This is a genomic window from Devosia elaeis (assembly GCF_001650025.1).
GTDB lineage: Bacteria > Pseudomonadota > Alphaproteobacteria > Rhizobiales > Devosiaceae > Devosia > Devosia elaeis.
Map to the genome: position 1 here is coordinate 11955 of NZ_LVVY01000077.1, position 26612 is coordinate 38566.

Genomic DNA, 26612 nt, shown 5'->3' on the forward strand with positions numbered 1-26612 from the left:
GGACGCGCGCTGCGGCGTTGAGCGATCGGAGGACTTCTTAGGCACCCATATATCATTGCGGCCCGGCCCCGCGAACGGGAGGGACTGCCGGGCCGCTTGGCTCATGGTGTTGGTTGGTAAGGAACCCAGTAGGGTGGCGGGCCAATCATCACCTTAAGGAGCGAGCAGCCCCTTTTCCGTTCCCACCTTATTCTTCGAAGCTGCCGTGCACGATCGATTCGGGCCGATAGACAGCCAGCGCCAGGCGCTCCTCGATCCGGGCCGTCGCAAGGTTGCGTTCGAAGTCATCAGTATTTTCCGTGCTGATCTCGAAGGTCACTTGCTGGCGGTCGAACACCTGCGCAGCGGTCGCGAGCGCGCCCACAAGGAACTCACCCGGCGCCATTGCAGTCGTGTCCACAATCGGCAGGCGCCACACACGGCCCTGACCACCCTCGACCGGATCGACGATAATGTAATTACCGCCCGCGTCCTTGGTCAGTTCAAGGTCGGCCAAGTCATCCGGATTCATCACGATGCCGGTGGCGCGGTATTCGGCGCGACGGACCTGCTGGATGGCGCGGCGCAGCGTGTCGATACGGGTGTCGCCAGCGGTGCGCAGCGTGTCATCGAACAGGGTTGCCTGAGGCACGAGGCCAAGCAAATTCTGGCCGGTTCCATTGCCATGCAGGAGCTGATCTTCTTCTTTCAGCTTGAGCCCGGTGGTGCCGCGCAGGTCGAGGTAAGAGATCAGTCCGGAGACATCATCGAGCATCTGCTTCGAAATTTTGAACAGATGGGCGATCGTGCGGACAGGCGCCGTCTTGAGATCGAAAGTCAGGTCCGAATAGGGCTTGCTGGCACCTTCAGCCACGGGTGCGGCATTATTGGTATAGCCCGTTTCCTGAACGTATTCGATGCTGCCCGCCGCGGTCTGCCCCGGCGCGATCAGGTCGCGGACGGTGAGTTCCCGCTGTGCCGGCGTCACGATGCCGGGAATGCGATCCGCAGGGACCAGCGAAGTGCCGAGCGAGCGTCCTGTGCCGACAGTAGTATTGGCCGAGGTGATAGCGGCGACTTCGACAACTGCGCGACCGCGCGATGCACCGCCGTTGAGCTCCTTGAAGCTGGGCGAGTTCACGAGCTGGCTCGCAACGGATTCGCTGGTGGTGACGCCACCATTGTCGCGCTCACGAGCAGCGCGCTTTTCAAGATCGCCGAGGCGAGTGGCGAGGTCGGAGGTCTTGGCGTTAAAATTCTGGCCAAGTTCCGTGATCATTTCTGCAATATCAGGCATGTGTATTCCTTACGGTCGGTAGCCCGCGACCAGGACGGCGGCGCAGGCTTTTTTGATGGCGACGGTCGCGCTGTGGCGCGCGATGGAAACGTCGGCGTTTGTGATGGTGGTGGATTGTGGAGCCGATGGCTGTCGGCCCAGCGCCTTCGCCAGTGCAGCTTCGATAGGGTCGGCTTCATTGCCGACCAATGCGTCTTCTGCTTGAATTTGCGCCATGTTTTCGTTCAGCACCTTCCACAGATGGATGCGCTGATCGGCGGTTGCTGGTGCTTTGGTCGCGGCGTAGTCGACGCCGCGTATGCCGAATGCCAGCTTCGCCACATAGGTGAGTTGGTCGGGGTCGGTTGGCAGCGCGAATAGGTCCGCATTTTCCGCCAATCGCTTCAATGGCTCGATGTTCATCGTGTTGCTCCTGGTCGGGGATGCATGGCCTGCCCGACTGACGCCGAAGCAGACACGCGGGCCAGTGCCACAAGTGCGTCGGCTTCACCGGGTGAGTAGCCCTGCAACTCGAGGCCAATTGCGGCAAGCGTCTGCCCCGGCACCACGACATGCTTGCCGGCTGCGCCTGGTGGAGGTTCCGGGCCGAAGCGTCGGAAGTGGCCGCCGGCGGTGAGCGCGACCGAGGCGGGGTCGAGCCGCAAGATCAGTGAGCCGTTCACAGCACCGGCGAGTGCAGGGCCGTGGCCAAAAAGATCGGTGAGGGCGCCGTGCAGGGTGGTACCGGTATCGTCGGTCAGGCCGCCGAACTCACGGACACCGGCAGCAGCAACGCCCAGGCCGCGGTCTGCGGCGATGGCCAGAAAGACATTGACCAGATCTGCCGTGGTGAGGTCGGGCACCGCACTACCCTGTGCTGTTGGAAGCAGACCAGCTTCAGAAGCTCGCTGGACTAGGGCGGCCGCCCGCCCTTCAGGCATAGCCAGTCGTCGCGCCACGATCGCCGTGGCAGCAGATTTGCGCATGGTGACGCTCCATTTCTGAAAATGAGGAGGAAAAGGGCAAAGCAAAAGGCCCGCCAGTGGCGAGCCTTTGAACTGGGGGGGTATTGCGCCCCTATCTATTCATGCATGGGGTGCAATCAGGGGACACCATGCGAGTCGCAGATGATCTATCGCACGGTCGATCAGGCGGACGCCGAACCGCTGGGCGGTCTTGCCATTCTTGCTGAACACCTCACCAAGCTCCTGCGCTTTGAGAGAGCCAAGGGCATGCTCCAGAATCCTCACCGATGATGCGGGTAGCTTTTCCCAGATGGATCGTACCCGCTGCCGGGCGTCGATCTGATCTTCCAGAGACCAGGAGCCGGAAGTCGGCACGATGTTGGCATGAGACCTTGGCGCGCGATGTGGACGGCGCAACTCGATCGGCTTCCTTTGCTTTCTCTGGTCGGGATTATCCAAATCGCCGTAGCGATAGAGATAGGCCCCATTGATGAACTCGAGTCCGCCCAGGCGACGACGGGCCACACCTGCCCGGTCTACCATGGCCAGTGTCGGGCGCTGATCAATAGGATCAGCGTCATCTCCCCACGGCACACCAGATAGGTCGCGTAGCTCTTCAAGCGTGGGCAGCGCCGAGGCCTCATCCAATATCATATCGCGCTGACCCATCCTTTCCTCCATGGCGCGGGTGTCTTGCCGACCATGTTCCGGGGGAGGATCGCGCCATCCGTCATTTGCGGGCTCGCCAAACGCCATATCGAGCAAGTCTCGGTACGCCACCAACATGGCGTGGTCCTCCCGCCTGCCAGCCTGCAATAGGCGCTTGCCGGTCGGCCAGTTCTGCACCGCTCGGGGCTCGCGGTTGTCGTTGGCTGGTTTGTTCAACGGGGGAAGCCCGCCCCAAAAGGCGGGGTTCGAACCCCCGTTCGAACTAACGGGGGGTATAAGGGGGGTGTGCGAAGCAGTAGTTCGAATGAGTTCGAACCCAGTTCGAAGGGCGTTCGAAGGCGAGTTCGAAGTCATGCTGCACCTCGCTCGGAGAAGTCTTCGGCTGTCACGATCAGGCGTTTGTATCGACGGGAGGCAGGGCCTTCCTCGATGATCTTGATGATGCCTGAATCCAGCAATCGCTGCTGCGCTGCAGCAAACGCCTTCTTCTTGATGCCTTCAGCCTCAGGCTGCATTTCCATAATCCGGGGCGCATAGGACTGGCTCGGACTAGGGCTTAGCCGCTGGCCCTGACGGTTTAGTTTCGACAACAGCGTGACGAACACCTCTTCAGCCTTCCTATTCATCAGCCCCGATGCCGGGTTCGGCCTGGTTGTGTCGACCTCGACAAAGGCGCCATCCGCCCAGCGAAAGAAAAGCTGCTTGTCGCGTGGGCCGTAGTTCGACTTCTTCTGACCCAGCCGGCGCATGTCAGGATCAACATCATCCCCCGATGGCAGGTCGAGATAGAGCCTCGACCGCACCGAATTATTCCACGCCGTCGAGCCAGACGAGCCGGTGCCAGACTGCATACCGGCCACAGATGGGTGGGCCAGAAGCAGGATGGCGCAATTCCATTGCAAGCAGATCGAACGCAGCATGCCAATGAACTGGCGCACCTGGACGCGCTTGATCTCATCGCCGCCGAACACGTCCGCAGCCGTGTCCAAAACCAGCAGGTCGGGCTGATATTTCTCGACCAGCTTGACGGTGTGCTCGAAGAGCTTGGTAGGCTCCATGGTCCCGTTTTTGCCCGGCACGGCCAGAAGGGCATCGCGGTCTGCCAAGGGCACCAGGTTGAAGCGTCCGCCTGTCTCAGCGAAGCTGGCGCCCAAATGCCTGAGAACGTCCGCTGCCCGGCGATGGAATTCCTCTGCCTCATCCTCGGCCGCCAGATACAAGCAGCGCCCAGCCTGCGGCTTCAGCCCGATGGTCACCCGATCCAGAGTCGAAGCTATACCGAGCTGGAGAGCGAGCAGGGATTTGCCCAGGCCGCCATCACCGGAAAGCAGCGTGACGTTTCGGCTCGGGATCAGGTCAGGGATAAACCACGCCCGCTCAGGAACCGGGCGGCCGTCCAGTGAGGCCAAGTCAAGAACCGGCAAGTCGTCAGCAGTGGGAGTGTTGGCAGGCTTTTTGCGATAGAGCAGTGGCCAGCCAGAGGCGATAGAGCGCGCGACTATGCCCTCGCATCGCTTCGTGTATTCTGGCACGCCCTCAATGGCATGGACGTGCTCAGCACCATGTCTATCCCACCACGACACCGTGGAAACCCCGGAGCCCATAGGGACGTCAGGATCGATGTTGTGGAAGGAGTCGGTGAGGATGGCCAGGCGGGGAACGTCGGCTGGGTCCAGATGGACGTCCGGCCAGTCGAGGTCGCGCCGCGTCATGGACCAATCGGGGGCACCATCCTTGAACGGCACCAAGACGATGTCACCGCAGAGCTGGTCCGCCCAGCCGCGGGCCGATTCAAGAGCATCGTCGACGTCGATTTCAGGCTGCGGTTCGGTCATGCTGGGCATTGCCCCCTTCGTATGCTGCGGCCGCCGCGCGACCGATTTCACTGAAAAGCTCGGGCTTCAGAAACACGCAGGGGCGCCCGCTCCGCGGGCTTGGTGGGAAGGCGCGAAGGCCCTTTTGTGTCTGGCGCAACTGCCAGTCATTGATCGTGATTTCGGGCGTTGCCTCTAGGTCAAAGAGCGCAACAAGAGTGCCCGCGCCGGGCATCCGGCGAAGGTTGAGGATTTTCATGGTGGTCCTATGAGCGGGTGGGTCAGGCGTCGCGCGCGCCAATGCGAGCTTCGATCCAAGCCTCGACCTCGGCGCGCACAAAAGCGATGCGTTTTTCACCTACTGAAACGGCGGCAGGGAAGCGGCCCTGCGCGCGGGCCACGTTGATGGCAGTACGGCTCAAGCTTGTAAGTTCGCTGGCAGTCTTTATCGATATGAGCACGGTGTTCTCCGGTCTCGAGTGTGCCGGTCTTTCGCTATGGCTGCGCGGGCGAGGCCCGAGGTGAGCGACACCAACTGGTGCCTACAATCCTCTTGTGGATGAAAGTCAGCATGGTCAAATTGGTCAGCAAGATTATTTTTGGCCGGTGCAATAGCTGGCCCACATTTCCATCAGCTTGCGGCGCTTCTTGAACGCGTCGCCACGGCGGTAAGCCCGCTCTGTCTGGTCGCCTACCAAGTGCGAGAGTGCGGCTTCAGCTACCATCCCGTCGATGTCTGTCTCCTCGGCGACCCAGTCGCGAAAAGTCGATCTGAAACCATGGACGGTGACAGGCACCTCAAGGCGGCGCAGGACCGCGGTCAACGACATGTCTGAAAGCGGCTTGCCTTTCTTCTGACCAGGGAAGACTGGATCGGTCGGTTTCGGATTATCGGGCTTAATCGAATTTAGAACTGCAACGGCCTCGTCCGTGAGCGGGACGCGGTGAAGACGCTTTTCCTTCATACGCTCGGCGGGCACGGTCCACACCTTCGCATCCAGATCGATTTCCGACCATGGCGCTGCCCGAGCCTCGCCGGGGCGGGCGGCAGTCAAGATCGCGAAGCGCAACGCGGCGCCACCGGATCCCGCAACCCCGGCCAGTTGGGTCCAGAATGCGGGCATTTCGGCGTAGGGGAGGGCTTCCAAGTGCTTTTTGACATCCCCCTGTTTTGCCAGAAGATCGAAGATGTGCCCTCTCCCTCGAGCCGGATTGTCGCCGGTCCGCATCTCTTTCGACAGCGCATAGGAAAGCACGGCCTCGATGCGCACTCTTACACGCCTCCCAACCTCGGGCGTCTCCATCCATATCGGTCGCAGAATGGACAGCACGTCCTCGGTATTCACCTGATCGATTGGCCGCGATCGGATGGGCTTGCAGACTTCGGTTAGGGTACGCTCCCACTGTCGAATATGATTGGCGTTGGACCACCCAGGCTTTTTAGCTTCAAAAAAGTCGTCAGCGACCTGGCCGAAGTTCTTGACGCCTGCAGCACGGCGCTTTTCGGCGATAGGGTCCAATCCTGCGGCCAACTGCTCGCGAACCTGTTCGGCCTTCTGTCGAGCCAAGGCAAGCGATACCGGGGCCGTGCCCGAACCGTAGGGGCCAAGGCCAATCTCCCGTCGACGCCCCTGTTGGTGAAAGACGAACACCCATGAGCGAGCCAGATTGCCGGCAGCTGTTTGCGTGCTTCTGAGATATAACCCATCTCCATCGCCGAGCATCCCCGGTGTTTTAGTGTTGAGCTGGGTGATGCGTAGCTTATGCTTCCCATCTCCGCGCTTGCCGCGAGTTCGAGTGCTGCCTTCCTCTGCCATCCCATCCCTCAAATCTTTCATAAGGTTTATGGTTGTTAATATGGGCAGAGATGCTCGTACGGTCAAATGAACTAGCTGAAAAATCTATGTTTTCGGCTGTTTTATTGACCATATCGACCATGATGGTTCGAGTGCTGTTCCTTGTGCACCCACCAAAGGTTTCCCTTTTTGACGGTGAATGGCCAGACGGATCGCTTCAGCGGCCGGCGCGCCATCGCGTCGCGATTATTGGGCCGGTGTGTCGGTCGGCGCGGCGGGGGCGGCGACGCCGGTGTCGCTGCCGCGGTTTTCCGAGCCGGTGGAGGTGACCGAACCATCGACCGAGGGCGCCTGGTTGACGCCGGTAAAGACCATGCCGGCGAAGATCACGACGATCAGGGCGACGACGATGGCAATCAGCATATGGCGCTTCTGCATGGGACTTCTCCTTGCCTACCGGATCAACTGCAAGCAGGGAGCGAGGTTCCGGGCGGGACGCGGCGGGGTCGGGAATTTATTCGAAAAAAAATCGGAACCGATGCAACCATTGCCGGCGCCGGCCGTTGTGTCAGTGTCGGAAAGCGATTGAAAAATATCGAAGACCGATAAAAAGAGCCCCGCAGGTGAACAACCTCGGGGCTTCTTTTTGTCTGCCGGGCCGCGAAAAGGCCGGCCGCGCCGACTTTTCTGTCACGAGGCTGTCGGGAAAGGCGGCTGGCGCGCAAAAGCTGATACTTTCGTCCTGTTTTCCATTCTTTGCCCTTGTCGGACCGGACGGGGAGGAGTAGCTGCTCTGCGCGCTCCGGCTCTTCTGCAAGGATCCCAAACATGTTCGGCCTCGATCCGAGTTTCCTGTCTTCGCTGTTCCAGGTCATCCTGATCGATCTGGTGCTGGCGGGGGACAATGCCGTCGTCATCGGCCTGGCGGCCGCGGGTCTGGCGCCGGATCTGCGGCGCAGGGCCATCCTGATCGGCATTCTCGCGGCGACGGTGCTGCGCATCTGCTTTGCCCTGCTGACCACGCAATTGCTGTCGCTGGGCGGAGGATTGCTGATCGCCGGCGGCGTGCTGCTGCTGTGGGTCTGCTGGAAGATGTATCGCGAGCTGACCGTTTCCCACGAGGAAGAGCAGGAGGCGACCGAGGCGCTGGCCGATGCCGACCTCAATGCCGATGGTTCGGTGGCCGCCAAGGCGCCGCGCAAGACGCTGCGCCAGGCCGTCATCCAGATCATCGTCGCCGACGTTTCCATGTCGCTGGACAATGTGCTGGCCGTGGCCGGCGCGGCGCAGCACCATTTCGAGGCCCTGGTGTTCGGGCTGGCCCTGTCGGTCGTGCTGATGGGCGTGGCGGCGACCTTCATCGCGCGGCTGCTGCACCGGTTCCGCTGGATCGCCTGGATCGGCCTGCTGATGATCCTGTTCGTGGCCATCCGCATGGGGCTCGAGGGGCTGGGCGCCTTCATCGCCATTCCCGAAATTCCGCTGCTCTATACGCCGCATGCCGTGGCCGCCGGCCACTGAGCGGCCGGCCATCCGTGCCCAGAAGCCTTTGGTAACCACGGGCGAAGGTTTGCGGCATTTGAGGGGTGCCAATAGGGATTTGCACACCGCTCCGGGCTAGGTTCGGGCTGAACGTACACAGCCGGAAGTCCAGCCATGTCGGCCATTGCAGGATTGGTTCCCGAAACCGCAAGTCTGTCCCCGCATCTCGCGAGCGAAGGCAAGGCCGCCCCTTTGGCGATGCGCCGGGTGGATGGCGCGCGCTGGGATGCGGTGGTGGCCGATTTCGACGGCGTCTGCCAGGAGCAATTGCATGGCTTCGCCGCGATCCGCTGGCCGGGCGTGGGGCTGGAGCCGAACCTGTTCGAAAAGGACGGGCGTATCGTAGGCGGCGCGCTGATCATGGTGCAGAAGCTGCCGCTGGGCCTCGGCCATATCGCGCTGGCCAAATGGGCGCCGATGCTGGCCGACGCAGATGCACCGGACGGCGCGGCGATCTATGCGGGCATGATCGATGCGCTGGTGGCTGAATATGCCGAGGGGCGGGGCATGATGGTTTCGATCCTGCCCCATGCTTCGCCGGCCCCGGTCAACGCGGAATACCGGGCCCTGCGGGCGCGCGGGTTCAAGCGCGGCTTCGCGCTGACCTACCCGCACCGTTATCTCGTCAACCTGCGGCTGAGCGATGAGGCGCAGCGCAAGAGTTTCCAGCAGACCTGGCGGCGCCAGCTCAACAAGGCGGAAAAATCCGATCTCGTCTTCGAACATGCCGGCAGGGAGCGGCTCGGCGAGTTCAAGGCGCTTTATGAAGCCATGACCGACCGCAAGCAGTTTCCCGACCATTCGGCCTATGACACGCTGGATGCGCTGATGGCCATGGACGAAAAGCTGCGCCCGGAATTGTTCTTCGTGCGGCACGAAGGCATTGTGGTGGCCGGCGCGCTGATCTTCAAGGCCGGCGACCGGGCGGTCTATCTCTATGGCGCCACCAATGAAAAGGCGCTGCCGCTGCGGGCGGGCTATTTCATGCATTGGCACATCATCCGTTGGCTGCGCGATCATACGAGCGCCAGCTGGTACGATCTGGGCGGGACCGACGGTTTCCAGGGCCTGCACCAGTTCAAGAAGGGCATGGTGGGCGAGGAGGGCAAGGTGCATCCGGTGCCGCCCGTGGCCAATTATGCCGCCCATCCGCTGGCCTTCGCGCTCGGCACCGCCGCCTTCACGGCGCGCGAGGTGGTCAATGTGCTCAAGCGCGGAATCGACCTGCTGCGGCCCGACAAGGCCAAGCCCGATCAGGCGCGGCCCGAGCTGGACGCTTACCTCAAATGAGCCTGGCCAAAAGGCTCGCCTCCCAATCCACCATCATTTTCGGCGGGCGCCTGTTCGGCGCCGGCCTGATCTTCCTGGTGCAGGCCTTCATCGCGCGGTTCTGGGGCGCGGCCATTCTCGGCGAATATCTGCTGATCATCGCGGGGGTGAACCTCATCGCCGTGGCCATGCCGCTGGGCTTCCAGACCGTGGGCACCTATTTCGCGGCCGAATACCGAGCGCGCAACGACCGGCGGCAATTGATCGCCTTTCTCAAGCGCGCCTATGGGCATGTGGCGCTGGTTTTCGTGCTGGTGCTGCTGGGCGGGCCGGCTTTGCTCAACCTGCTGGGGCAGGGTGGCAGCGCCATTGCCGGGCATTTCGTGCCCGTGGCCTTATTGGCCCTGGCCACGGCGCTGGTCTATGTCAATGGCGGGGTGCTGGTCGGGCTGAAACGCCCCTTTGCCGGCTTCTTTGCCGACGGAATCTTCCGGCCCATGGTGGTGCTGGGCACGTTCCTGGCCTGCGCGACGCTGTTCGAGGCGCCGGTGGATGGCTTCAACGCCATGCTCTGGGTGATCGCGCTGGGCTATGTGATCATTTCGGCGGTGCATTTCGGCTTCGTGGTGACCACGGTGCGCGGCATTGCCGACAGCGCTGACTTGCGGGCCAGCGAATGGCCGCGCTGGTGGCGGTTCGCGGCACCCTGGGTGATGATCACCCTGGCGACCGACTTCTTCTTCGATATCGACCTGCTGCTGCTGGCCAATTTGCTCAGCCATGAGGAACTGGCGGTGTTCGGCGTGTGTACGCGCATCTTCTCGCTCATTTCCTTCGGGGTGGCGGCCGTCTATGCGGTGACGCTGCCGGACATGTTCGAAAGCGAGGCCCAGGACGATCGCGGCGCGTTCCATCGCAAGGTGGGTGAGGCCAATGTGGTGGCCACGCTGGTATCGCTGGCCCTGTTCGGCCTGGTGGCGCTGGGCGGTCCCTTCGCGCTCCTGCTGTTCGGCGACGGCTTCATCGCCGGGGCGGTGCCCCTGACCATCCTGTGCCTGGCGCTGGTGGTGCGCTCGGCGCTGGGCCCCGCCTCGATGGTCCTTTCGATCCACGACCGGCCCTGGGCCAGCCTGCCGGCTGTGGCGCTGGGCATGGGCACGCTGGTGGCGGGCAATTTCCTGCTGGTGCCGGCCTTTCACCTCGTGGGTGCGGCCATGGCGGCGATCATCGCGATCAGCGTCTGGTCGGTGGCGCTATGGCTCATCGCGCTGCGCACAGCGGGGATCGACGTCTCCATCCGCCAATGGTTCCGCACACGTCCCCGCCCGGCGGCGGCGGAGTGAGGGCGGTATTCGGCAGCGTTCTGCGGAAGACCTCATGGTGAGCCTGTCGAACCACGAGGTCGGGAACGCCGATACTTGGGTGCCGCGACCTCGCCCTTCGACAGGCTCAGGATGAGGTCTGCTGGTGCTTCAATCAGAAGTGCTCAAGCCCCACGAGACTTTTCAGCTTCTGCTTCAGCCGGCCCATGCGGCCGACATAGCCGCTGTCATAGGGCCCCTCCTGGCGGGTGTAGAACTTTTCGATGAGCAGGTAATCCTCGCCGAAAATGTGCTTTTCGAGCAGGGCCGTTTCCCGGTAGCCGTAGCGCTTGAGCAGGGCGCGGGCGACCTCGTTTTCGGGGCGCACGAAGGTGAAGGCCTTGTGGAAGCGGGAATTGTCCCAGTGCTCGTCGAAGGCGCGCATGCCGAACATGCCCAGCCGGGTCTGGCGGTGGGAGGGGAAGACCCAGCTCCAATAGCGGAAGATGGCGCCGCATTCGGGGCCGGAAATCATGGCGCCGCCGGGCACGCCATCGGCGCACATGATCATGATGTGCCAGGGATCGATGGCCAGCAGGCCGCGCAGGAAGGCCTTGTCGAGCCGGCCCGCCTCATGGGCCTTGAAGCGGTCGCTGTAATGGGGCGAGGTCATGATGACGTCGGCCAGTTCGCGGTGGATCAGATCGATATCCGCATGGGTCGCGGCGCGGATGGTCATCTCGGCCATGGCTCTGCTCCTGGTGATGGCCGGACGAGTTTAGGGCAGGGCGGTTAACGCGGCGTACCCCTGCCCATTCGGCATATCCCCTTGCCGCAATAGGCATGAAGTCGCAGGCACAGGGTCTTGCCGTTGGCAGGTCCGCTCACTAGAACGGTCCATGGGAGAGACCTAGGGAGGAAAACGATGAGCGACCAGCTCTTGTTTCAGCCAAGTGCGGCTGCCGTCGCACGCACCCATATCAATGCCGCGCAATATGCCGAGCTCTATGAGCGCTCGATCAAGGATCCCGACGGGTTCTGGGCCGAGCAGGCCAAGCGGCTGGACTGGATCAGCTTTCCCACCAAGATCAAGAACACGACCTACGAATATCCGAACGTCTCGATCAAGTGGTACGAGGACGGCGTTCTGAACGTTTCCGCCAATTGCCTCGACCGGCATCTGGCGACGCGCGGCGACCAGACCGCCATTGTCTGGGAAGGCGATGTGCCGGGCACCGACGACAAGGTGACTTACCGACAATTGCACGAGCGCGTCTGCCGCTTCGCCAATGTGCTCAAGGCCAATGGCGTGAAGAAGGGCGACCGCGTCACCATCTACATGCCCATGGTCATCGACACGGCCGTCGCCATGCTGGCCTGTGCGCGCATCGGCGCGGTGCATTCGGTGATCTTCGGCGGTTTCTCCCCGGATTCGATTGCCGGCCGCGTCAATGATTGCGGCAGCAAGATCATCCTCACCGCCGATGAAGGCCGCCGGGGCGGCAAGACCATCGCGCTCAAGAAGAATGTCGACGAGGCGCTGGCCAAGGTCGAGGGCGTCGAGCGCGTCATCGTGGTCAAGGTCACCGGCAATCCGGTCAACATGCAGGCCGGCCGCGACGTCTGGTATGAGGAAGAAGCGGCAAAGGTCGATGCCGATTGCCCGCCCGAGCCGATGAATGCGGAAGACCCGCTGTTCATCCTCTACACGTCCGGTTCCACCGGCAAGCCCAAGGGCGTGCTGCATACGACCGGCGGCTATCTGGTCTATGGCTCGCTGACCCACCAGCTGAGCTTCGACTACCAGGACGGGGAAGTGTTCTGGTGCACCGCCGATGTCGGCTGGATCACCGGGCACACCTATATCGTCTATGGGCCGCTGGCCAATGGCGCCACGACGCTGATGTTCGAAGGCATTCCCAGCTATCCCGACGCCAGCCGGCTCTGGCAGGTGGTGGAAAAGCACAAGGTCAATATCTTCCACACGGCGCCGACGGCGATCCGCGCGCTGATGGGCGCCGGGTCGGAATTTGCGGACAAGCACGACATGCCGACGCTGCGTCTTCTGGGGACGGTGGGCGAGCCGATCAATCCGGAAGCCTGGCTCTGGTATCACAAGCATGTCGGCAAGGAGCGCTGCGAGATCGTGGACGCCTGGTGGCAGACCGAGACCGGTGGGCACATGATCGCGCCGTTCCCCGGGGCTATTCCGACCAAGCCTGGCTCGGCGACCAAGCCGTTTTTTGGCGTGCAGCCGGCCGTGCTCTCGCCCGAGGGCAAGCTGCAGGAGCAGACCAAGGCCGAAGGCGTGCTGGTGATCAAGGACAGCTGGCCGGGACAGATGCGCAGCGTCTATGGCGACCATGAACGGTTCGTGGAAACCTATTTCAGCCAGTACAAGGGCTATTACTTCACCGGCGACGGCTGCCGCCGCGACGAGGACGGCTATTACTGGATCACCGGGCGCGTGGACGACGTGCTCAATGTGTCCGGCCATCGTCTCGGCACGGCCGAAGTGGAGAGCGCGCTGGTAGCTCATCCCAAGGTGTCCGAGGCCGCCGTGGTGGGCTTCCCGCACGACATCAAGGGGCAGGGCATCTATTGCTATGTGACCCTGATGGCGGGCGAGCCGTCGAGCGACGACCTGAGGGCCGAATTGCGCAATTGGGTGCGCAAGGAGATCGGGCCGATCGCCTCGCCGGACTTCATCCAATGGGCGCCCGGCCTGCCGAAGACGCGGAGTGGCAAGATCATGCGCCGCATCCTGCGCAAGGTGGCCGAGAATGATTTCGGGGCCCTGGGCGATACGTCCACCCTGGCCGATCCGGCCGTGGTGGACGATCTGATCGCCAATCGGCAGAACAAGCCGGCCTGATCGCCGGGAATGCCTCAGTCCGGCGGCGCCAGGGGGTGCAGGTCGGCGCGGTAGGCGAACAGGCGCTCCTGCGCCTTCTGGCCGAGCGGCACGAACAGGGGCAGGACGAGATCGCGGAGGCGCAGGGCCAGCCAGCCCTGCGCCTTTTTTGGTGCGCCGCCCTGCCGGCCAAGACGCACGGCCGCCGCCACCCGGTCGCGCCGGAGCGTTTCGAAGCGCTGGAAGGCGCCGGTGGGGCTGGCCTCGGCTTCGATGCAGGCGGCCAGGACCAGCGCGTCTTCCAGCGCCATGGACGCGCCCTGGCCCGAATGCGGCGTCACGGCATGGGCCGCGTCGCCGACAAGCACCACTCTTGCCGTGGACCAGCGGGGCAGGCCGGGCATGTCGTAATCGGGATAGACCCGGAGCGATGCCGGATCGGCGGCCGCGATGATGCGGCGGTTGATCTCGGGATCGGTGCGGTGCAGGTCGGCGAGGAGACGGGCAAGGTCCTCGTCGCGCGCGGGGCGGCTGTCGGCTCCGGCGCGATAGGTGTTGAACCAATAGACCGGCCCGTTTTCCTCCTTGATATAGCCCAGAAAGGCATCGCGGCCGAAGGTCATGAGCATGCGGCCATTGGTGGCCGGAATGTCGGGAATATCGGCAATGCCGCCGCTGCCCTGCAGGCCGTTGAAGATTGGGGCGGGCAGATCGGGCATGACGCGCTGGCGCACGGTGGAGCGCAGGCCATCCGCGGCGACGAGAATGTCGAAGGCGGTCTCGACGCCGTCATCGGTGGTGACCCGCACCTCGGTATCGGTCTCGGTGACGGCCTGGACGGCGGCGCCGAAGCGGATATCGACGGCTTCGGTACGGGCCGCCTCCAGCAAGATGCCGCCCAGCGCGCCGCGGCGAATGGTCACCGAAGGGGCGGCGAAGGCCTGGGCATGCCGGCGATAATCGAGATCGCCGAGCACGCGGCCATGCTCGTTATGCAGAACCAGGCCCCTGGTCTCGACGCCCTGCGCCAGGGCCTCTTCGGCCAGGCCGAGGCCGCGCAGGGCGTTCATGCCATTGGGCGCCAGGGTGACGAAAAGGCCCTCGCCCAGCAATTGCTGCTCGCTGCGCTTCTCGATGATGCTGGGCCTGTGGCCCTTGCGCGCCAGGGCGATGGCCAAAGCGAGCCCCGCAAAGCCCGAGCCGACAATGCCGATACGTGGTTTCATCTTGCCTCACATTGTTAGTCGCTACATAATGCGACAATCGAATTATTCAATGATATGATAGTTAGATGGTCGAACTAAATGAGTCAAGACCCGGCAAGCCGGAGCTGATCGGCCGGATCGGCGCGCTCATCGTGCGCTGGCAGGAGGCCACGCAGCGCTATGACGAGACGGTTGGCGAGATTTTCCGGCTGAATGCCAGCGAGCGGCTGTGCCTCAGCTTTCTCACCAGCGGACCGCAGACGGCCAGCGCCATCGCCAAGGCGACGCGGCTGACGCCGGCGGCGGTGACGGCCCTGGTGGACCGGCTGGAGGCGCGTGATTTCGTGCGTCGCCGTCCCGACCCGCAGGACCGGCGCAAGGTGCTGGTGGAGGCGGGGCCGGCCACCGAGGCGCTTATCCGGGACGTCTATATGCCGCTGGCGGCAGCCGGCGCGCCGGTCTACGAAAAGCGCGATATCGCCGAATTGCTGGTGGTGGCCGAAGTGCTGGAGGAAACCATTGCGGTTCAGGACGACATGACCGAGCGGCTGGTGGCCCGAACCACCAAGCCCTGAGCATTGTGATGGGGTATGGGCATGGGGCGGGCGGGTGAACATTGTATTGCCGCCATTTGCGCTTCATCCTGCCGGCTCCGATTCCAGCGCCTGGTGTTCCCTTGCTCCGTTCCGTCTCCGCCATCGCCGCCTTGCTGATCCTGGCGCAGCCGGCCGCCGCCGCCACGTTGGAACAGATGGCCGGCCAGATGATCATTGTCGGTTTCGAGGGCAAGGACGCCGATGACCCGGGCGTGACGGCCGTGACGGAGGAACTGGCGGCCGGGCGGCTGGGCGGGGTGATGTATCTCAAGAAGAATGTCGCCACCCTGACCGGGCTGCGCGAGATGAACGCCATGTTCCGCGGCGCCGCGCCGGACCTGCCGCCCTTCATCACGCTCGACCAGGAGGGCGGGGCGGTGGAACGGCTGACCGCCGATGTGGGGTTCAAGGAAATTCCCAATGCCGCGACCATCGCGGCGCGCAACAGCCCCGAGCAGGCGCAGGCCATCTATGCCGACATGGCCCGGGGCATTGCCGACGAGGGTTTTACCGTCAATTTCGGGCCGGTGGCCGACCTCAATACCAATCCCGACAACCAGATCATCGCCCGGTTCGGCCGCGCCTTTTCGGACGAGGCCGACACGGTGATCGCCTATGACGAGGCTTTCATCCGAGCCCATCATGCGGCCGGGCTGATCACCGCGCTCAAGCATTTTCCCGGCCATGGCTCCTCGACGGCGGACAGCCATGAGGGCTTTGTCGATATCACCAAGACCTGGAGCCCGGACGAACTCGAGCCCTATCGGGTGCTGATCGGGGAGGGGCTGGCCGACATGGTGATGGTGGGCCATCTCTACCACGCCGAGTATGCCGATGGAGACGGAGAGATTCCGGCCTCGCTGTCGCCGCGATGGATCGACGGGGTGCTGCGCGACGAGCTGGGCTTCGACGGGGTGGTGATCAGCGACGATCTCGAAATGGGCGCCATCCGCGATCATTTCACCCTGGAGCAGACGGTGATCGGGGCAGTGCGCGCCGGCATGGACGTGCTGCTGTTTTCCAATACCGCCAAATACCGGCCGGGCCTGTCGGGTGAAGTGCTCGATATCCTCCTGGCCGAGGCGGAGGCCGATCCCGATTTTGCGGCGCGCATCGAGCAGAGCTATGCGCGGATCGTGGCGCTGAAGACGCGGATCGACTAGGCGCGGTTCAGCGCAATTTGCCCTGTGGGACGGCTCGAAGTTTCCCCGGCTTTCTCCATCGCCATGTTTGCAGCGGTGTCGCCAGCGGGTAATGTGCCGCCGAACCAGCAGGAGGCCATTGGCTGATGGCGGATGACCGCGAGGTCCGGCATGTCCGGGCGCTGTTCTTGTCCGATGTGCATCTGGGGATGAAGCCGATCCGCAGCAGGCAATTGATCGAATTCCTGCGCGCGCATGACGCCGAGACCATCTACCTGGTCGGCGATATCGTCGACGGCTGGCGGCTGGCCAAGCAATGGCACTGGCCCGGCGAATACAACATGCTGATCGACCTGCTGCTGGCCAAGGCCAATGCGGGCACGCGCATCGTCTATCTGCCGGGCAATCACGACGAATTCCTGCGCGAATATCTGGGCACCTATTTCGGCGAGATCGAGCTGGTGGACCGCACCATTCACACCTCGGCTACCGGCAAGACCTATCTGGTCATCCATGGCGATCAGTTCGACGTGGTGGTGATGAATGCCAAATGGCTCGCCCATGTGGGGGATTGGGCCTATAACGCCGCCCTGCGCGTCAATATCGCCATCAATTGGGTGCGCCGGCGGCTGGGCCTGCAATATTGGTCGCTCAGCGCCTGGGCCAAGCAGAAGGTGAAGAATGCGGTATCGGTGATCGGCCGCTTCGAGGAGGCGCTGGTGCACGAGGCCCGCGAATCCGGGGTGGACGGGGTCATTTGCGGCCATATCCATTTCGCCGATATCCATGACCGGCTGGGCATTCAATATATCAATACCGGCGACTGGGTGGAGAGCTGCACCGCGATCGTGGAGAATCACGATGGCGGGTTCGAGCTGATCAAATGGACCGAAATGGTCACTGGCGAATCCCGCCGCATCCGCACCCGGCGCGCCGAAGGGCAATAATTTTCTCCGCTGGAGGCCCGGGGACGGCCGGCGGGATAAAAGCCATCCGCGGGCCATGGCGGGCTCTTGCATTGCAACGATTTACAAGGCACGAAACGACACGCGGCGTGGTTTTACGCCCGGAGTTGTTTTTTCCATGCCATCGGCACTTTCGCGCTGGGACTCTCCCGAGCTGCGCGCATCCATTTATCAATTTACCGTCTATGTTCCCGGCGGCGTGGCCTCGGTTTTCTTCGGCATCTGGCTCAGCGAGCACGGCATTCCCGGCGAGCAGATCGGCATCATCAATGCCCTGCCGACCCTGTGCCTCCTGCTGCTCAACATCCTGGTGGGGCGCATTGCCGACAAGGCGGACGATTGGCGCACGGCGCTGATCTACATTTCCATCGCCTCGGCCCTGGCGCCGTTGCCGCTCTATTTCGTCTCCGAATTCTGGGGCATCCTGACCATCTGGGCGCTGACCGCGACCAGCAATGGCCTGGTGGCGCCGGTGATCGACGCGGCCAGCGTGCGCATGACGCGGCGCAACGGCACCGATTTCGGCGTGGTGCGCGCCTGGGCGACGGTGGGCTATGTCTTCGCGGCCGGCGGGCTGGGGCTGCTGCTCAACGTCATGGGCTCGGGGGCCTTCGTCACCCTCTATATCGTCACCGTATTGGTACGCGCGGCCCTGGCCTTCCTCCTGCCGCGCTTCCGGTCGCCGGCGCCCAAGGTGACGCTGGCCGATGTCGCGCCGGACGCCCTGCCGCCGGCCAGCCGGCTCAGGGACAGCCTCAAGCTCTGGTTCGTGCTGCCGCTGCTGGCCTTTGCGCTGGTCAATTCGTCCAATGCGCTGATCGGCAGCTTTGCCGCGCTGCTCTGGCACGAGAACGGCATACCCAGCTATTTCCTCGGCCCGCTCCTGGGCGTGGCGGCGGTGGGCGAAGCCATATTGATGTTTGCCTGGCGTCGCTTCGGCGGCCGGGTGACGGCGCGCAACATGATCCTGGCCGGAGCGCTGGCGGGGTTGCTGCGCTTCACCATCATGGCGTTCAATCCGCCGGTGGAAGTGCTGTTCTTCACCCAATTGCTGCATGCCTTCAGCTTCGGCATGGGCTATTTCGGCGTCGTGCACTTCATCGCCAACTGGACCAACGAGGCCAATGCCGCCGAGGCGCAGGGCTTTGCCAATATGCTCAACATGGCCACGGCCATGGTGGCGCTGATCCTGTTCGGCGTGCTGATCGAGCATTTCGGCAGCTATGCGTTCTTCTATTCGACCGTAACCTCGCTGCTGGCGATCGGCTGCGTGTTCTGGTCGCTGAAACTGCGGCCGCCGAGGGCTTTAGTCGCATAGGAAGTTCGGACTTTTCGTGAGCTCCGCCGGTGTGGCAGTCTCGGGCAAACCAAAGCCCAAGCTCGACCCGTGACCGACTTCTTGCGCCAATTGCCGCTCCGCTTCTTCGAAGTGCCATACGAAGGCTCGCAGATTCCTGCGGGCGATTACGGGCTGGGACGCGGTGCAAACTGCCAGCGCTATGCCTATGCGGTACTCGCCTATTTCGGTGTCGTCCTGCCGCCTTTCCGGTCGAGCGACCTCTGGTCGGATCGCGTGCATACCAAAAAGGTCGAAGGTGGTTTCGAACCACTCGACCTCATGCTGTTCGGGCCCAATGACAGTGCCTATGGCGCGCATGTCGGGCTATGGACCGGGCAGGATGGGGTGCTCCACCTCGCCAAGAGTGTCGGCGTGCCGGCCATCTGGAGCCTGGAGCAGTTTGCCGAGCGTCCGGAATATCGACGGCTGATCGGCGCCAAACGGGTGCGCTCGCTGCCCGGCAAATAAAAAGGCCCCGGATCGCTCCGGGGCCTTCTTGTTTTCCATGTCTGCCAATCAGCTCAATCGCCCGCTGGCATGGGCGAGGGTGGTGTAGACCTTGCCGCGGTCCGAGAGCAGGTAGTCGCGGGTCTCGGCGGCGGGGTTGGGGCCGGCGGCGGCGCGCTTCAGGAGCTGCTCGAACTCGCCCATATAGGCCTGGGCGGTGCGGGCGAAATCGGCGTCGCGCTGCATGCGCTTGCGGACCTCGTCATAGGTGCCCTGGCCGGTGAGCGTATAGATGCGGCGGGTGAAGACATTGGACTCGCCGGACTGATAGCGCGACCAGGCTTCGGCCAGCGCCCCGTCGTCGATGGCGCGGACGATTTCCTCACTGAGGCCGGAGAGGCCCTGGGGAGCATTGCCGGCCTGCTGGGCCGAGGCATTGCGCAGCACGTCGCGCAGCCAGCCGCCGCCTTCCGCTTCGGCCGCCTGCGGCGCCGGTGCGGGGGCGCGTGCCGGGGCAGGGGCGGCGACGGGCGCCGGCTGCTCGACATTGGCGGGGCGGATCGGATCGACCAGCGCCTGACGGGCCGGGGCCGGCTCGGGGCGATAGGTCTCGCGCGGTTCGGGCTGGCGCGGCGGCTGATAGGCCTGCGGCTCGGGCTGGCGCGGAGCGCGCTGCGGCGCCCGGCGATCCACGAGGTCATGGCTGGCCGGCTGCGAGCGGACGATGGCGTTGAGCTCGCTCAGCGCCTCGATCTGTTCGGCCACGACGCGGCGCATGGCGGCGGCGCTGGCGCGGGTTTCCTCGGGCAGCTCGTTGACGCCGCGCGCCAGCTCGGCGCGGGTGGCTTCGAGCTCGCCGCCCACTTCGCGGGCGGTTTCGCGCATGGCGCGGGCGGTCTCGGCGAAGCGCTGGGTCGCGTCCTCGATGGCCCGCTGCATCTCGCCCACCATGCGCTGCTGGGCTTCCTGGAGCGCGGCGCTGGCGCGGCGGCCTTCGCCATCGGCAACGGTGTGGAACTCGCCCAGCTTGCCGGTGACTTCGCCGGCGGTTTCGTCCAGGGCGCGCCGCAACTGGCCGGTATTGGAGGCGATGGCGCTGCGCACCGAGCTGGTCGAGTCGTTGATCGTGTCGGCCAGGGTGCTGGTGGTGGTGGTGAGCACGTCGGTGACGCTGCTTGCCGTGGAGGCCAGCACGTCGCTGACCTTGGCGGCATTGTCCTCCAGGGCCATGGCGGCGGCGTCGGCAGCACGGCGCACCGCATTGTCCATCTGCGCCACATTGGTATTGAGCTGGCTGGAGAAGCGCTCATTGGTGGCATAGAGCGCGTTGTTGACCGCGTTGGTATTGCTTTCCAGCGCGCCGGTGACGGCGCTGGTGGTCTGCTCCAGGATGTCGTGGACCGAATGCGAGGTCGATTGCAGCGCGTCGTCCATGGCGCGGCGGGCCGAGATCAGGCGGCGTTCGGTATCGTTGACCGTATCGGCGATGGTCTGGGCGAAGAGGCGCATGCGGCCGTCGATATCGTCGGCGCGGGCGGCGAAGCTCTGCGCCAGCGCATCCATGGCGCTGCGGCGATCCTCGAGGTTTTCGAGGGCGGTGCTGCTGCTGGTCTCCAGGGCCTGGGAGGCCTGGGTGAGGCCGCTGGCCTCGGCATCGAGCCGGCCCAGGATGGAGCTGAACTCGTCGACCATGGAGCGGATGGTGTTCTGCAGGGCGCCCACATGCTGGGTGACCATGGTGCCGGCCTGTTCGGTCTGGCCCATGGCTTCGCGCATGGTGTTCGAATAGGAGGCGGTCTGCTGGGCGACGCTGTTTTCCAGGCTGGCCAGGTTGGCGGTGGAGGCGTCGAGCACGCGCTGCAGCAGCAGGTTGGAATCGTTGAGCTTGTTGAGCGCGTTGGTGACGTCGCTGAGGATGCGGCCGGTGGAGACCGACATGATCTGCTCGGCTTCCTGGGCATTTTCCGACAGGGCATCGCGCAGCAGGTTGCCATGGCTGGCCAGGGCGTTCTGCAGCTCGGCCGAACGGGAGGTGACCAGGTCGGAGAATTGAGTGGTCTTCTCCTCGACGGTGCGGTTGATGTCGGTGAGGCGGCCTTCGATGGCGTCCACCGCGCCCACGGCCTTGACCGAGACGATCTGGTCGATATTGGCGGCGGCGAGGCGGATCTGGTCGAGCGCGTCGCGCACGGCGCCGTCCATGCGGTTGGCGGTGCTCTCCACATTCTCCGAAATGGCCAGGGCGGCCGAGGTGATGCGGGTGGCGATGGTTTCCTCGATGCGGTCGGCGCCGGCCTCGAGATCGGCCATGGACTGGGTGATCGAGGTGCTGATCGAGCTGTTGAGGGCGGCCAGGCGTTCGGCGGTGATGTCGGCGCGGGCGGTGATGGCCTCGGGCAGGGTGCCCAGGCGCTGATCGACCATTTCGGCAATGGCGTTGCGGGCCGAGGTCACGCCGCTTTCGATGAGGGAAGCGGCCTGGCGGGCGCTTTCGCCCACGCTCTGGCTGGCATGCTCGATGCTGGCGGCGACGCCCTTTTCGGCGTCGGAAATGCGGGTAATGGCAGTGTCGAGGCCATCGCCGAGGCTGGAATTGATCTCGGCGACCTTGGTGGAGACCAGGCCGGACATGTCGTCCAGGCGGCTTTCCATGGTGCTGGTGACCTGGCGCAGCGACGCATCGATGGTGTCGCGGGCGCGGGCGCCGTGCTGGTCGAGCGTTTCGGCCAGCTCGCTGGTATGCAGGCCGATGGTTTCCCCGATCGAGGTGGTGTGGGTCGAGAGCGTGTCGGAAAGGGCGCGGGTGCGCTCGTCGAGGCGGTTGACCAGGGTGACCGAACGCTCGTCGATCTGGCTGGACAGGTCGTTGGTGCGGGTCTCGATTTCCAGCGACAGCGCGTTGGTGCGCTCGGACAGGGTATCGGCCAGGCGCTGCGTCCGGCCGGCAATGGCCTGGTCGAAAGCCTGCGTGCCGCTGCCCAGGGTCTGGCCCAGTTCCTGCGACCGCAGGCGGATGGCGTCGTTCATTTCACCGGCCTGGGTGGCCAGGGCCTGCTGCAATTCTTCCGAACGGGCCGCGATGGTGCTGGCGATTTCCGCCGTGCTGGCGCCGAGATTGCGCTGCAATTCCTCCGAGCGCGCGGCAAGGGTGCCGGCAATCTCGGTGGCGCGGGCGCCCAGGGTCTGGTCCAGCTCGCCGGTACGGGCGCTGATGGCCTCGGTGACTTCATTGGCGCGGTTGGCCAGGATTTCGTCGAGATGGCCGGCACGGCTGTCGAAAGTCTCCGCGATCAGGCCGGCATGGCTGTCCAGCGTGTCGGCGATCTCGCGGGCGCGATGGCCGATGGTTTCGGACACGGCCTTGGTCTTGGCGCCCAGCACTTCGCCCAATTCGCGGGTGCGCTCGGCGACGATGTCGTTGAAGCGGCCCGATTCCTCGTTGAGCGCCATTTCGAGCACATTGGCGCGGGCGGCGAAGCTGGTGCCCTGCTGGTCGAGGCGGGAAATGAGGTTCTCGCCCTTGTCGCCGATGACATTGTCCAGCGCATGCAGCTTTTCGTCGAGCAGGCCGGTGATCTCGGTGAGGCGCGCGTCGAAGAGGCTGAGCGAATCCTGGCCGGCGGTGGAGAGGGTCAGGCGAGCGCGCTCGGAGGTGTCGTCCAGCGCGCCGTTGATCTCGATGATGGCCGATTGCAGGCGGCTGTCCAGCGCGTTGAGCTGGATGGAAACGGATTCATCGAGCTGGCGCGACATGGTGGCCAGCAGCAATTCGGCCTCGGTGGCGCGGCTGGAGATATCGCCGGCGACGCGCGAGCCGATCTCGCCCAGCGCCGCGCTGACCTCGTCGCCGCGATGGCGCAATTGGTCGAGCAGCGAGGAGCCGCCGTCGGTCAGCAGGTTGGACAGCGACGTGGTGCGCTCGTCCAAGGCGGAGGCGAGTTCGCTGGTGCGGGATTCGATCAGCCCGGCAATGCTGCGCGAACGATCCTCGAAGGTGGCGGTGACCGCGTCGGTGCGGTCGGCGATCTGCTGGGTGCGGGAATCGATGGCCGAAGCGATGCTGCTGGCATGGGCGTCAAGCGCGTCGCTGAGCACGGCGATGCGGTTCTCGATGCCGGAATTGAGCTGGGCGGCGCGGTCGTCCAGGGCGCGCTCCATGGCCGAGGTCTGCTCCTCGAAGCCGAGAGCGAGCCGGTTGGAACGATCGTCCAGGGCGCCGAGGAAATCGGTGGTGCGGTTTTCCACCAGGCCCACGAAGCTGTCGGCGCGTTCGTTGAAGCCGGAATTGAGCGTATTGCCCGCGGTTTCGAGCGCGCGGGTCAGGTTGCCGCCGCTTTCCACTATGGTGCCGGCGATGCGCTGGCTGATCATGTCGAGGTCGAAGACGAGGCCCGTATGGCTCTCGGTGATGGCCTCGCGGACGCGCTCGGTATTGGTGAGGACGCTTTCGCGCTGGCTGGCCAGTTCGGCGATGAGGGCGCGCATGCGCGATTCATTGTCCGAATAGGTGCGCTCGAGCGCGGTGACCTCGTTGTGGATCATCACTTCGAGCTCGCCGGCGCGGGACAGGGCGCGCTCCAGGCCATCGCCCAGGGCATTGACCTCGCGGCGCACGGCCTGGCCCACCGAGGCGACCTTGTCGGCGGCGGTCACTTCGGGCTCGGCCAGGCGAATGGCGGCCTGGGTGATGGAGGAAGCGGCATTGCGCAGGTCGGCGGCGCGGCGGAACAGGGTGGCGACGGCGAAGAAGCCCACCACCGGCAGCACCATGATGGCCAGCGTGGCGACGAATTCGATGGAGCCCACAAAGGTGCCCAGATCGGCCATTTGCGGGCCGAGGCGCAGCCAGGCGACCAGGCCGGTGGCGGCGACCCAGACGATGGAGAGCAGCAGGGCCAGCCAGGTCGGGGCGGCGGAAGACCGGGTCTGGAGGCCGTAAAGCAGCTTGGAGGCCGAGATGCGGTCGTCATTGGCGACGGCGCCGGCCTGCTGGGCGATCTTGTCGGCGGCGCGGAGCCGTTCCGAGCGGGGGGTATCGGCCGGCTTGCGCTCCGGCTGGGTCTGGGCCGAATTGTCCAGGCTGAACACGGAATCCTTGAGAGCGTCCTCTACGGCCGAGAAGGCCAACGCGGCTGGATCGTTCTGGGGGGTCGGATTCTTCGCCATACTCTTTACAACTCTCGCGTCGACATGTCAGCGACAAGGCGGATTTCGGGAGTTGTCATGACGCATCAGCCCTTTCCGGGCCTAAAGCCATTTCGGAACAATTCGATGCAAATGCCCGCATTGCCCCTCCAACCCTCGCCGCCGCGTGCTGGATCAAATCCCATTCATACATTCAATTTTATGCAAACCGAACGCTTTCTTACCCAAAGGTTAATTTTTGGGTGGGAAACGTTAAGGAATGGACGGTCAAACCAAGGCGAAGATGTGGCTTAATCTCTGATTCACGCGCCGGTCCTAAGCTCGTGCACAGGAATGCGGGCACAGGGCCTCGCGGAACATGCGGAGAGGCCAGGATGGCGCAGAGGGCTATTGCAGAGACAGCCGTTCCGGCAGGCGAGGCGCGCGCCGCGCGCCCCATCGACCTGGTGCATCTGGCCAGGCAATGCCTGGGCGACGAAAATCTCGAGCTGGAAATCCTGCGCCTGTTCGACAAGACGCTGACCACCTATTTCGAACGCCTGACCCTGGCGAGCAGCTTTGACGACCTGGCGCTGAACCTGCATGCCATCAAGGGCGCCGCGGCCGGGGTGGGGGCCTGGGGAATCGTCGATCTCGCCAAAAGCCTCGAAGACGACTTGCGCGATGCGCGCCCGCTCAAGGCCGAGCGCGTCGCCGATCTGGGCATGGCGGTGGAAGAGGTGCGCGGCTTCATTGCCCGCATGCTGACCGACAAGGCGGAATAGGAAAAGGGCGGCCCGGGGGCCGCCCTTTCATATGGTCATTGCGCCTGTTCGGCAGGTACGCAACGTCCTTCCACCACGATCTGCTCGGGCGGGCAGACCAGGGGTTCGTCACCTGCGGGAGGAGCAGGTTCGGCTTCGGCCGGCGCAGCTTCTTCGGCCGGGGCAGGTTCCTCAGCAGGGACCTGGCTGTCGGTCGCGGCGGGCTGTTCCGGGGTGGCAGGCTGCTCGGTTGGCGCAGGGGCCGCGTCAGGCGCCGCCGCCTCGGGCGCGGCAGGCTCCCCGGCGGGCGCGGTGGCCTCGGGCGCAGGGGCTTCAGTCTGTGTATCGGTGCCCGTTGCATCATTGCCCTCGGTGGCCAGAGGCTGGCAGACGCCGTCGACCATCTGCTGGTCGGGCGGGCAGGGCGCCTCGGTGGCGTCGGCCGGCTGCTCTTCTGCGGGAGCGGCCTCTTCAGCAGGAGCGGCATCCTCGGCAGGAGCAGTTTCTTCGGCAGGAGCAGCCTCTTCGGCAGGGGCCGTCTCTTCAGTCGGGGCGGCTTCCGTGTCGGCGGGAGCAGCGTCCTCGGTCGGAGCGGTTTCGACCTCCGTTCCGGTTTCGGTGCTTTCCTGGCCTTCAACCGTGCCTTCGGCCGGCGGGGTGGCTTCCCCTTCGGCTTCGATCTCGGCAGCGCCGCTGACCGTGCCGCCTTCGCTTTCGATCACCTGGGCCGCCTCTTCCTCCGGTACGGCCTCGGGCGGCGCCACATCTTCAGCCGGGGCTTCGATATCGGCGGTGAAGATCTGCACCGTGTCGGTATCGGTCGAAGCGACTTCCGTGCCGGGCTCGGGTGCCTCCTCGACATTATAGATGATGATCTCCTGGTTGATCGTCTGCTCGATATGGGTCACGTCGATGACATTGTTGACCACCAGGTCGCCTTCCACCTGCACCGGTCCGAGGAACTGGGTTTCGGTGAAGAATTGGGGCTCCTGGTTGCCAAAGACGATGTTCACCGACAATTGCGGCTCGATGAAGCGGTCGACCGGCACGAAGACCCAATAGCCCTGGGGCAGTTCGCGGCGGCTCACCTCGATGGAAATGGTGGTGATGTCCTCGCCTTCCGGCGGCAGGGGCGCCCAGCCGATCACATTGTCGCTGCTGCGCCAGCTGACCCAGGCCGGTGCCCAGGTGGTGCCCGGCACCCAGCACCAGCCGAGCTGCCGGTCGGCGAACCAGCGGCCGTAATGGTAGGTGGCCCAGGCAAAGGGTTCCTCGGAGGCGAAATACCAGCCGTAATCGGCCAGGTACAGCCAGCGACCCTGGGTATAGGGACGCCAGGCGGCGTCGACGCCGGTGGGACAGAAGACATAATTGTAGCGGGCATGCCGGACCCAGACGCCGTGCGGCTCCAATTGATCGAAGAAGAGCTGGAAGCTGATCTGGGCGGTCTGCGCCTGGGCGGCTGTAACGCCCAAAGGCAAGGTGGGGGTGAGGGCGGCGATGGGAAGGCAAAGTGCTGCCGCGGCGACGCTTGCGAGAAGACGGGACTTAAGCATTTTCATTCT

At 64.3% G+C, this 26612-nt stretch carries 23 protein-coding genes; 10 read left to right on the plus strand and 13 right to left on the minus strand.

The window, feature by feature from the left end; translation table 11 throughout:
• Positions 1 to 187: 187 nt before the first annotated feature.
• The 9 genes from A3840_RS08445 to A3840_RS08475 form a co-directional block, all read right to left on the minus strand.
• Positions 188 to 1276: a phage major capsid protein gene (locus A3840_RS08445; RefSeq protein WP_067454806.1), complete on the minus strand. Its 1089-nt coding sequence runs from the start codon at positions 1274 to 1276 to the stop codon at positions 188 to 190.
• 9 nt (positions 1277 to 1285) lie between these two features.
• On the minus strand, positions 1286 to 1678 hold the full coding sequence (locus tag A3840_RS08450; RefSeq protein WP_067454809.1) for a hypothetical protein: 393 nt from the start codon (positions 1676 to 1678) through the stop codon (positions 1286 to 1288).
• Positions 1675 to 2118 (minus strand): hypothetical protein, encoded by a 444-nt coding sequence (locus A3840_RS19415; RefSeq protein ID WP_131798276.1) that lies wholly within the window; start codon positions 2116 to 2118, stop codon positions 1675 to 1677. The genes A3840_RS08450 and A3840_RS19415 overlap by 4 nt, the downstream gene beginning before the upstream one ends.
• 222 nt (positions 2119 to 2340) lie before the next feature.
• Positions 2341 to 3105, minus strand: coding sequence for a hypothetical protein (locus tag A3840_RS08460; RefSeq protein WP_067454815.1), 765 nt, complete (start codon positions 3103 to 3105; stop codon positions 2341 to 2343).
• A 134-nt stretch (positions 3106 to 3239) separates the two neighbouring features.
• Positions 3240 to 4724 (minus strand): AAA family ATPase, encoded by a 1485-nt coding sequence (locus tag A3840_RS08465; protein WP_165603152.1) that lies wholly within the window; start codon positions 4722 to 4724, stop codon positions 3240 to 3242.
• Positions 4705 to 4962, minus strand: a complete 258-nt coding sequence (locus tag A3840_RS19420) for a hypothetical protein (protein WP_131798277.1) — start codon at positions 4960 to 4962, stop codon at positions 4705 to 4707. The genes A3840_RS08465 and A3840_RS19420 overlap by 20 nt, the downstream gene beginning before the upstream one ends.
• 22 nt (positions 4963 to 4984) lie before the next feature.
• A complete protein-coding gene (locus A3840_RS19020) occupies positions 4985 to 5164 on the minus strand; it encodes a helix-turn-helix transcriptional regulator (RefSeq protein WP_281180565.1) in 180 nt (59 codons plus the stop codon).
• 132 nt (positions 5165 to 5296) lie between these two features.
• Positions 5297 to 6541: a tyrosine-type recombinase/integrase gene (locus tag A3840_RS08470; RefSeq protein WP_245676579.1), complete on the minus strand. Its 1245-nt coding sequence runs from the start codon at positions 6539 to 6541 to the stop codon at positions 5297 to 5299.
• 204 nt (positions 6542 to 6745) lie between these two features.
• On the minus strand, positions 6746 to 6937 hold the full coding sequence (locus tag A3840_RS08475) for a hypothetical protein (protein ID WP_067454818.1): 192 nt from the start codon (positions 6935 to 6937) through the stop codon (positions 6746 to 6748).
• A gap of 390 nt (positions 6938 to 7327) precedes the next feature.
• On the opposite strand from A3840_RS08475, the gene A3840_RS08480 reads away from it, so the two are divergent.
• The 3 genes from A3840_RS08480 to A3840_RS08490 all read left to right on the plus strand — a co-directional run bounded on the left by A3840_RS08480 (position 7328) and on the right by A3840_RS08490 (position 10653).
• Positions 7328 to 8020 carry a YjbE family putative metal transport protein gene (locus A3840_RS08480; protein WP_067454821.1) on the plus strand — a complete coding sequence of 231 codons (693 nt, stop codon included), beginning with the start codon at positions 7328 to 7330 and terminating at the stop codon, positions 8018 to 8020.
• Positions 8021 to 8155: 135 nt separating this feature from the next.
• On the plus strand, positions 8156 to 9331 hold the full coding sequence (locus A3840_RS08485) for a lipid II:glycine glycyltransferase FemX (RefSeq protein ID WP_082903750.1): 1176 nt from the start codon (positions 8156 to 8158) through the stop codon (positions 9329 to 9331).
• Positions 9328 to 10653, plus strand: coding sequence for a lipopolysaccharide biosynthesis protein (locus tag A3840_RS08490; protein WP_067454826.1), 1326 nt, complete (start codon positions 9328 to 9330; stop codon positions 10651 to 10653). The genes A3840_RS08485 and A3840_RS08490 overlap by 4 nt, the downstream gene beginning before the upstream one ends.
• 133 nt (positions 10654 to 10786) lie before the next feature.
• Here A3840_RS08490 and A3840_RS08495 read toward each other — a convergent pair whose 3' ends face one another.
• Positions 10787 to 11359 (minus strand): GNAT family N-acetyltransferase, encoded by a 573-nt coding sequence (locus tag A3840_RS08495; RefSeq protein WP_067454829.1) that lies wholly within the window; start codon positions 11357 to 11359, stop codon positions 10787 to 10789.
• 177 nt (positions 11360 to 11536) lie between these two features.
• On the opposite strand from A3840_RS08495, the gene acs reads away from it, so the two are divergent.
• Positions 11537 to 13486: an acetate--CoA ligase gene (gene acs / locus A3840_RS08500; protein WP_067454832.1), complete on the plus strand. Its 1950-nt coding sequence runs from the start codon at positions 11537 to 11539 to the stop codon at positions 13484 to 13486.
• 14 nt (positions 13487 to 13500) lie between these two features.
• Here the strand turns inward: acs and A3840_RS08505 are convergent, their stop codons facing one another.
• The gene (locus tag A3840_RS08505) at positions 13501 to 14691 is read right to left on the minus strand and encodes an FAD-dependent monooxygenase (protein ID WP_067454835.1); all 1191 of its coding nucleotides are present in this window, start codon (positions 14689 to 14691) and stop codon (positions 13501 to 13503) included.
• 65 nt (positions 14692 to 14756) lie between these two features.
• On the opposite strand from A3840_RS08505, the gene A3840_RS08510 reads away from it, so the two are divergent.
• The 5 genes from A3840_RS08510 (at position 14757) to A3840_RS08530 (ending at position 19180) form a co-directional block, all read left to right on the plus strand.
• A complete protein-coding gene (locus tag A3840_RS08510) occupies positions 14757 to 15245 on the plus strand; it encodes a MarR family winged helix-turn-helix transcriptional regulator (RefSeq protein WP_082903751.1) in 489 nt (162 codons plus the stop codon).
• Between the two features lie 101 nt (positions 15246 to 15346).
• Positions 15347 to 16429 (plus strand): glycoside hydrolase family 3 N-terminal domain-containing protein, encoded by a 1083-nt coding sequence (locus A3840_RS08515; RefSeq protein WP_082903752.1) that lies wholly within the window; start codon positions 15347 to 15349, stop codon positions 16427 to 16429.
• Positions 16430 to 16554: 125 nt separating this feature from the next.
• Positions 16555 to 17355 (plus strand): UDP-2,3-diacylglucosamine diphosphatase, encoded by an 801-nt coding sequence (locus A3840_RS08520; RefSeq protein WP_067454838.1) that lies wholly within the window; start codon positions 16555 to 16557, stop codon positions 17353 to 17355.
• Between the two features lie 136 nt (positions 17356 to 17491).
• Positions 17492 to 18691 (plus strand): MFS transporter, encoded by a 1200-nt coding sequence (locus A3840_RS08525; protein WP_067454841.1) that lies wholly within the window; start codon positions 17492 to 17494, stop codon positions 18689 to 18691.
• 69 nt (positions 18692 to 18760) lie between these two features.
• On the plus strand, positions 18761 to 19180 hold the full coding sequence (locus A3840_RS08530) for a hypothetical protein (RefSeq protein WP_067454844.1): 420 nt from the start codon (positions 18761 to 18763) through the stop codon (positions 19178 to 19180).
• Between the two features lie 48 nt (positions 19181 to 19228).
• On the opposite strand, the gene A3840_RS08535 is transcribed toward A3840_RS08530, so the two are convergent.
• Positions 19229 to 24325: an apolipoprotein A-IV repeat region-like domain-containing protein gene (locus A3840_RS08535; RefSeq protein ID WP_067454846.1), complete on the minus strand. Its 5097-nt coding sequence runs from the start codon at positions 24323 to 24325 to the stop codon at positions 19229 to 19231.
• A gap of 353 nt (positions 24326 to 24678) precedes the next feature.
• Here A3840_RS08535 and A3840_RS08540 point away from each other — a divergent pair, with 353 nt between their 5' ends.
• Complete coding sequence (locus tag A3840_RS08540; protein ID WP_067454848.1) at positions 24679 to 25068, plus strand: Hpt domain-containing protein; 390 nt, start codon at positions 24679 to 24681, stop codon at positions 25066 to 25068.
• Positions 25069 to 25103: 35 nt separating this feature from the next.
• Here the strand turns inward: A3840_RS08540 and A3840_RS08545 are convergent, their stop codons facing one another.
• Positions 25104 to 26609, minus strand: a complete 1506-nt coding sequence (locus A3840_RS08545; RefSeq protein ID WP_131798278.1) for a DUF6600 domain-containing protein — start codon at positions 26607 to 26609, stop codon at positions 25104 to 25106.
• Between the last annotated feature and the right edge of the window lie 3 nt (positions 26610 to 26612).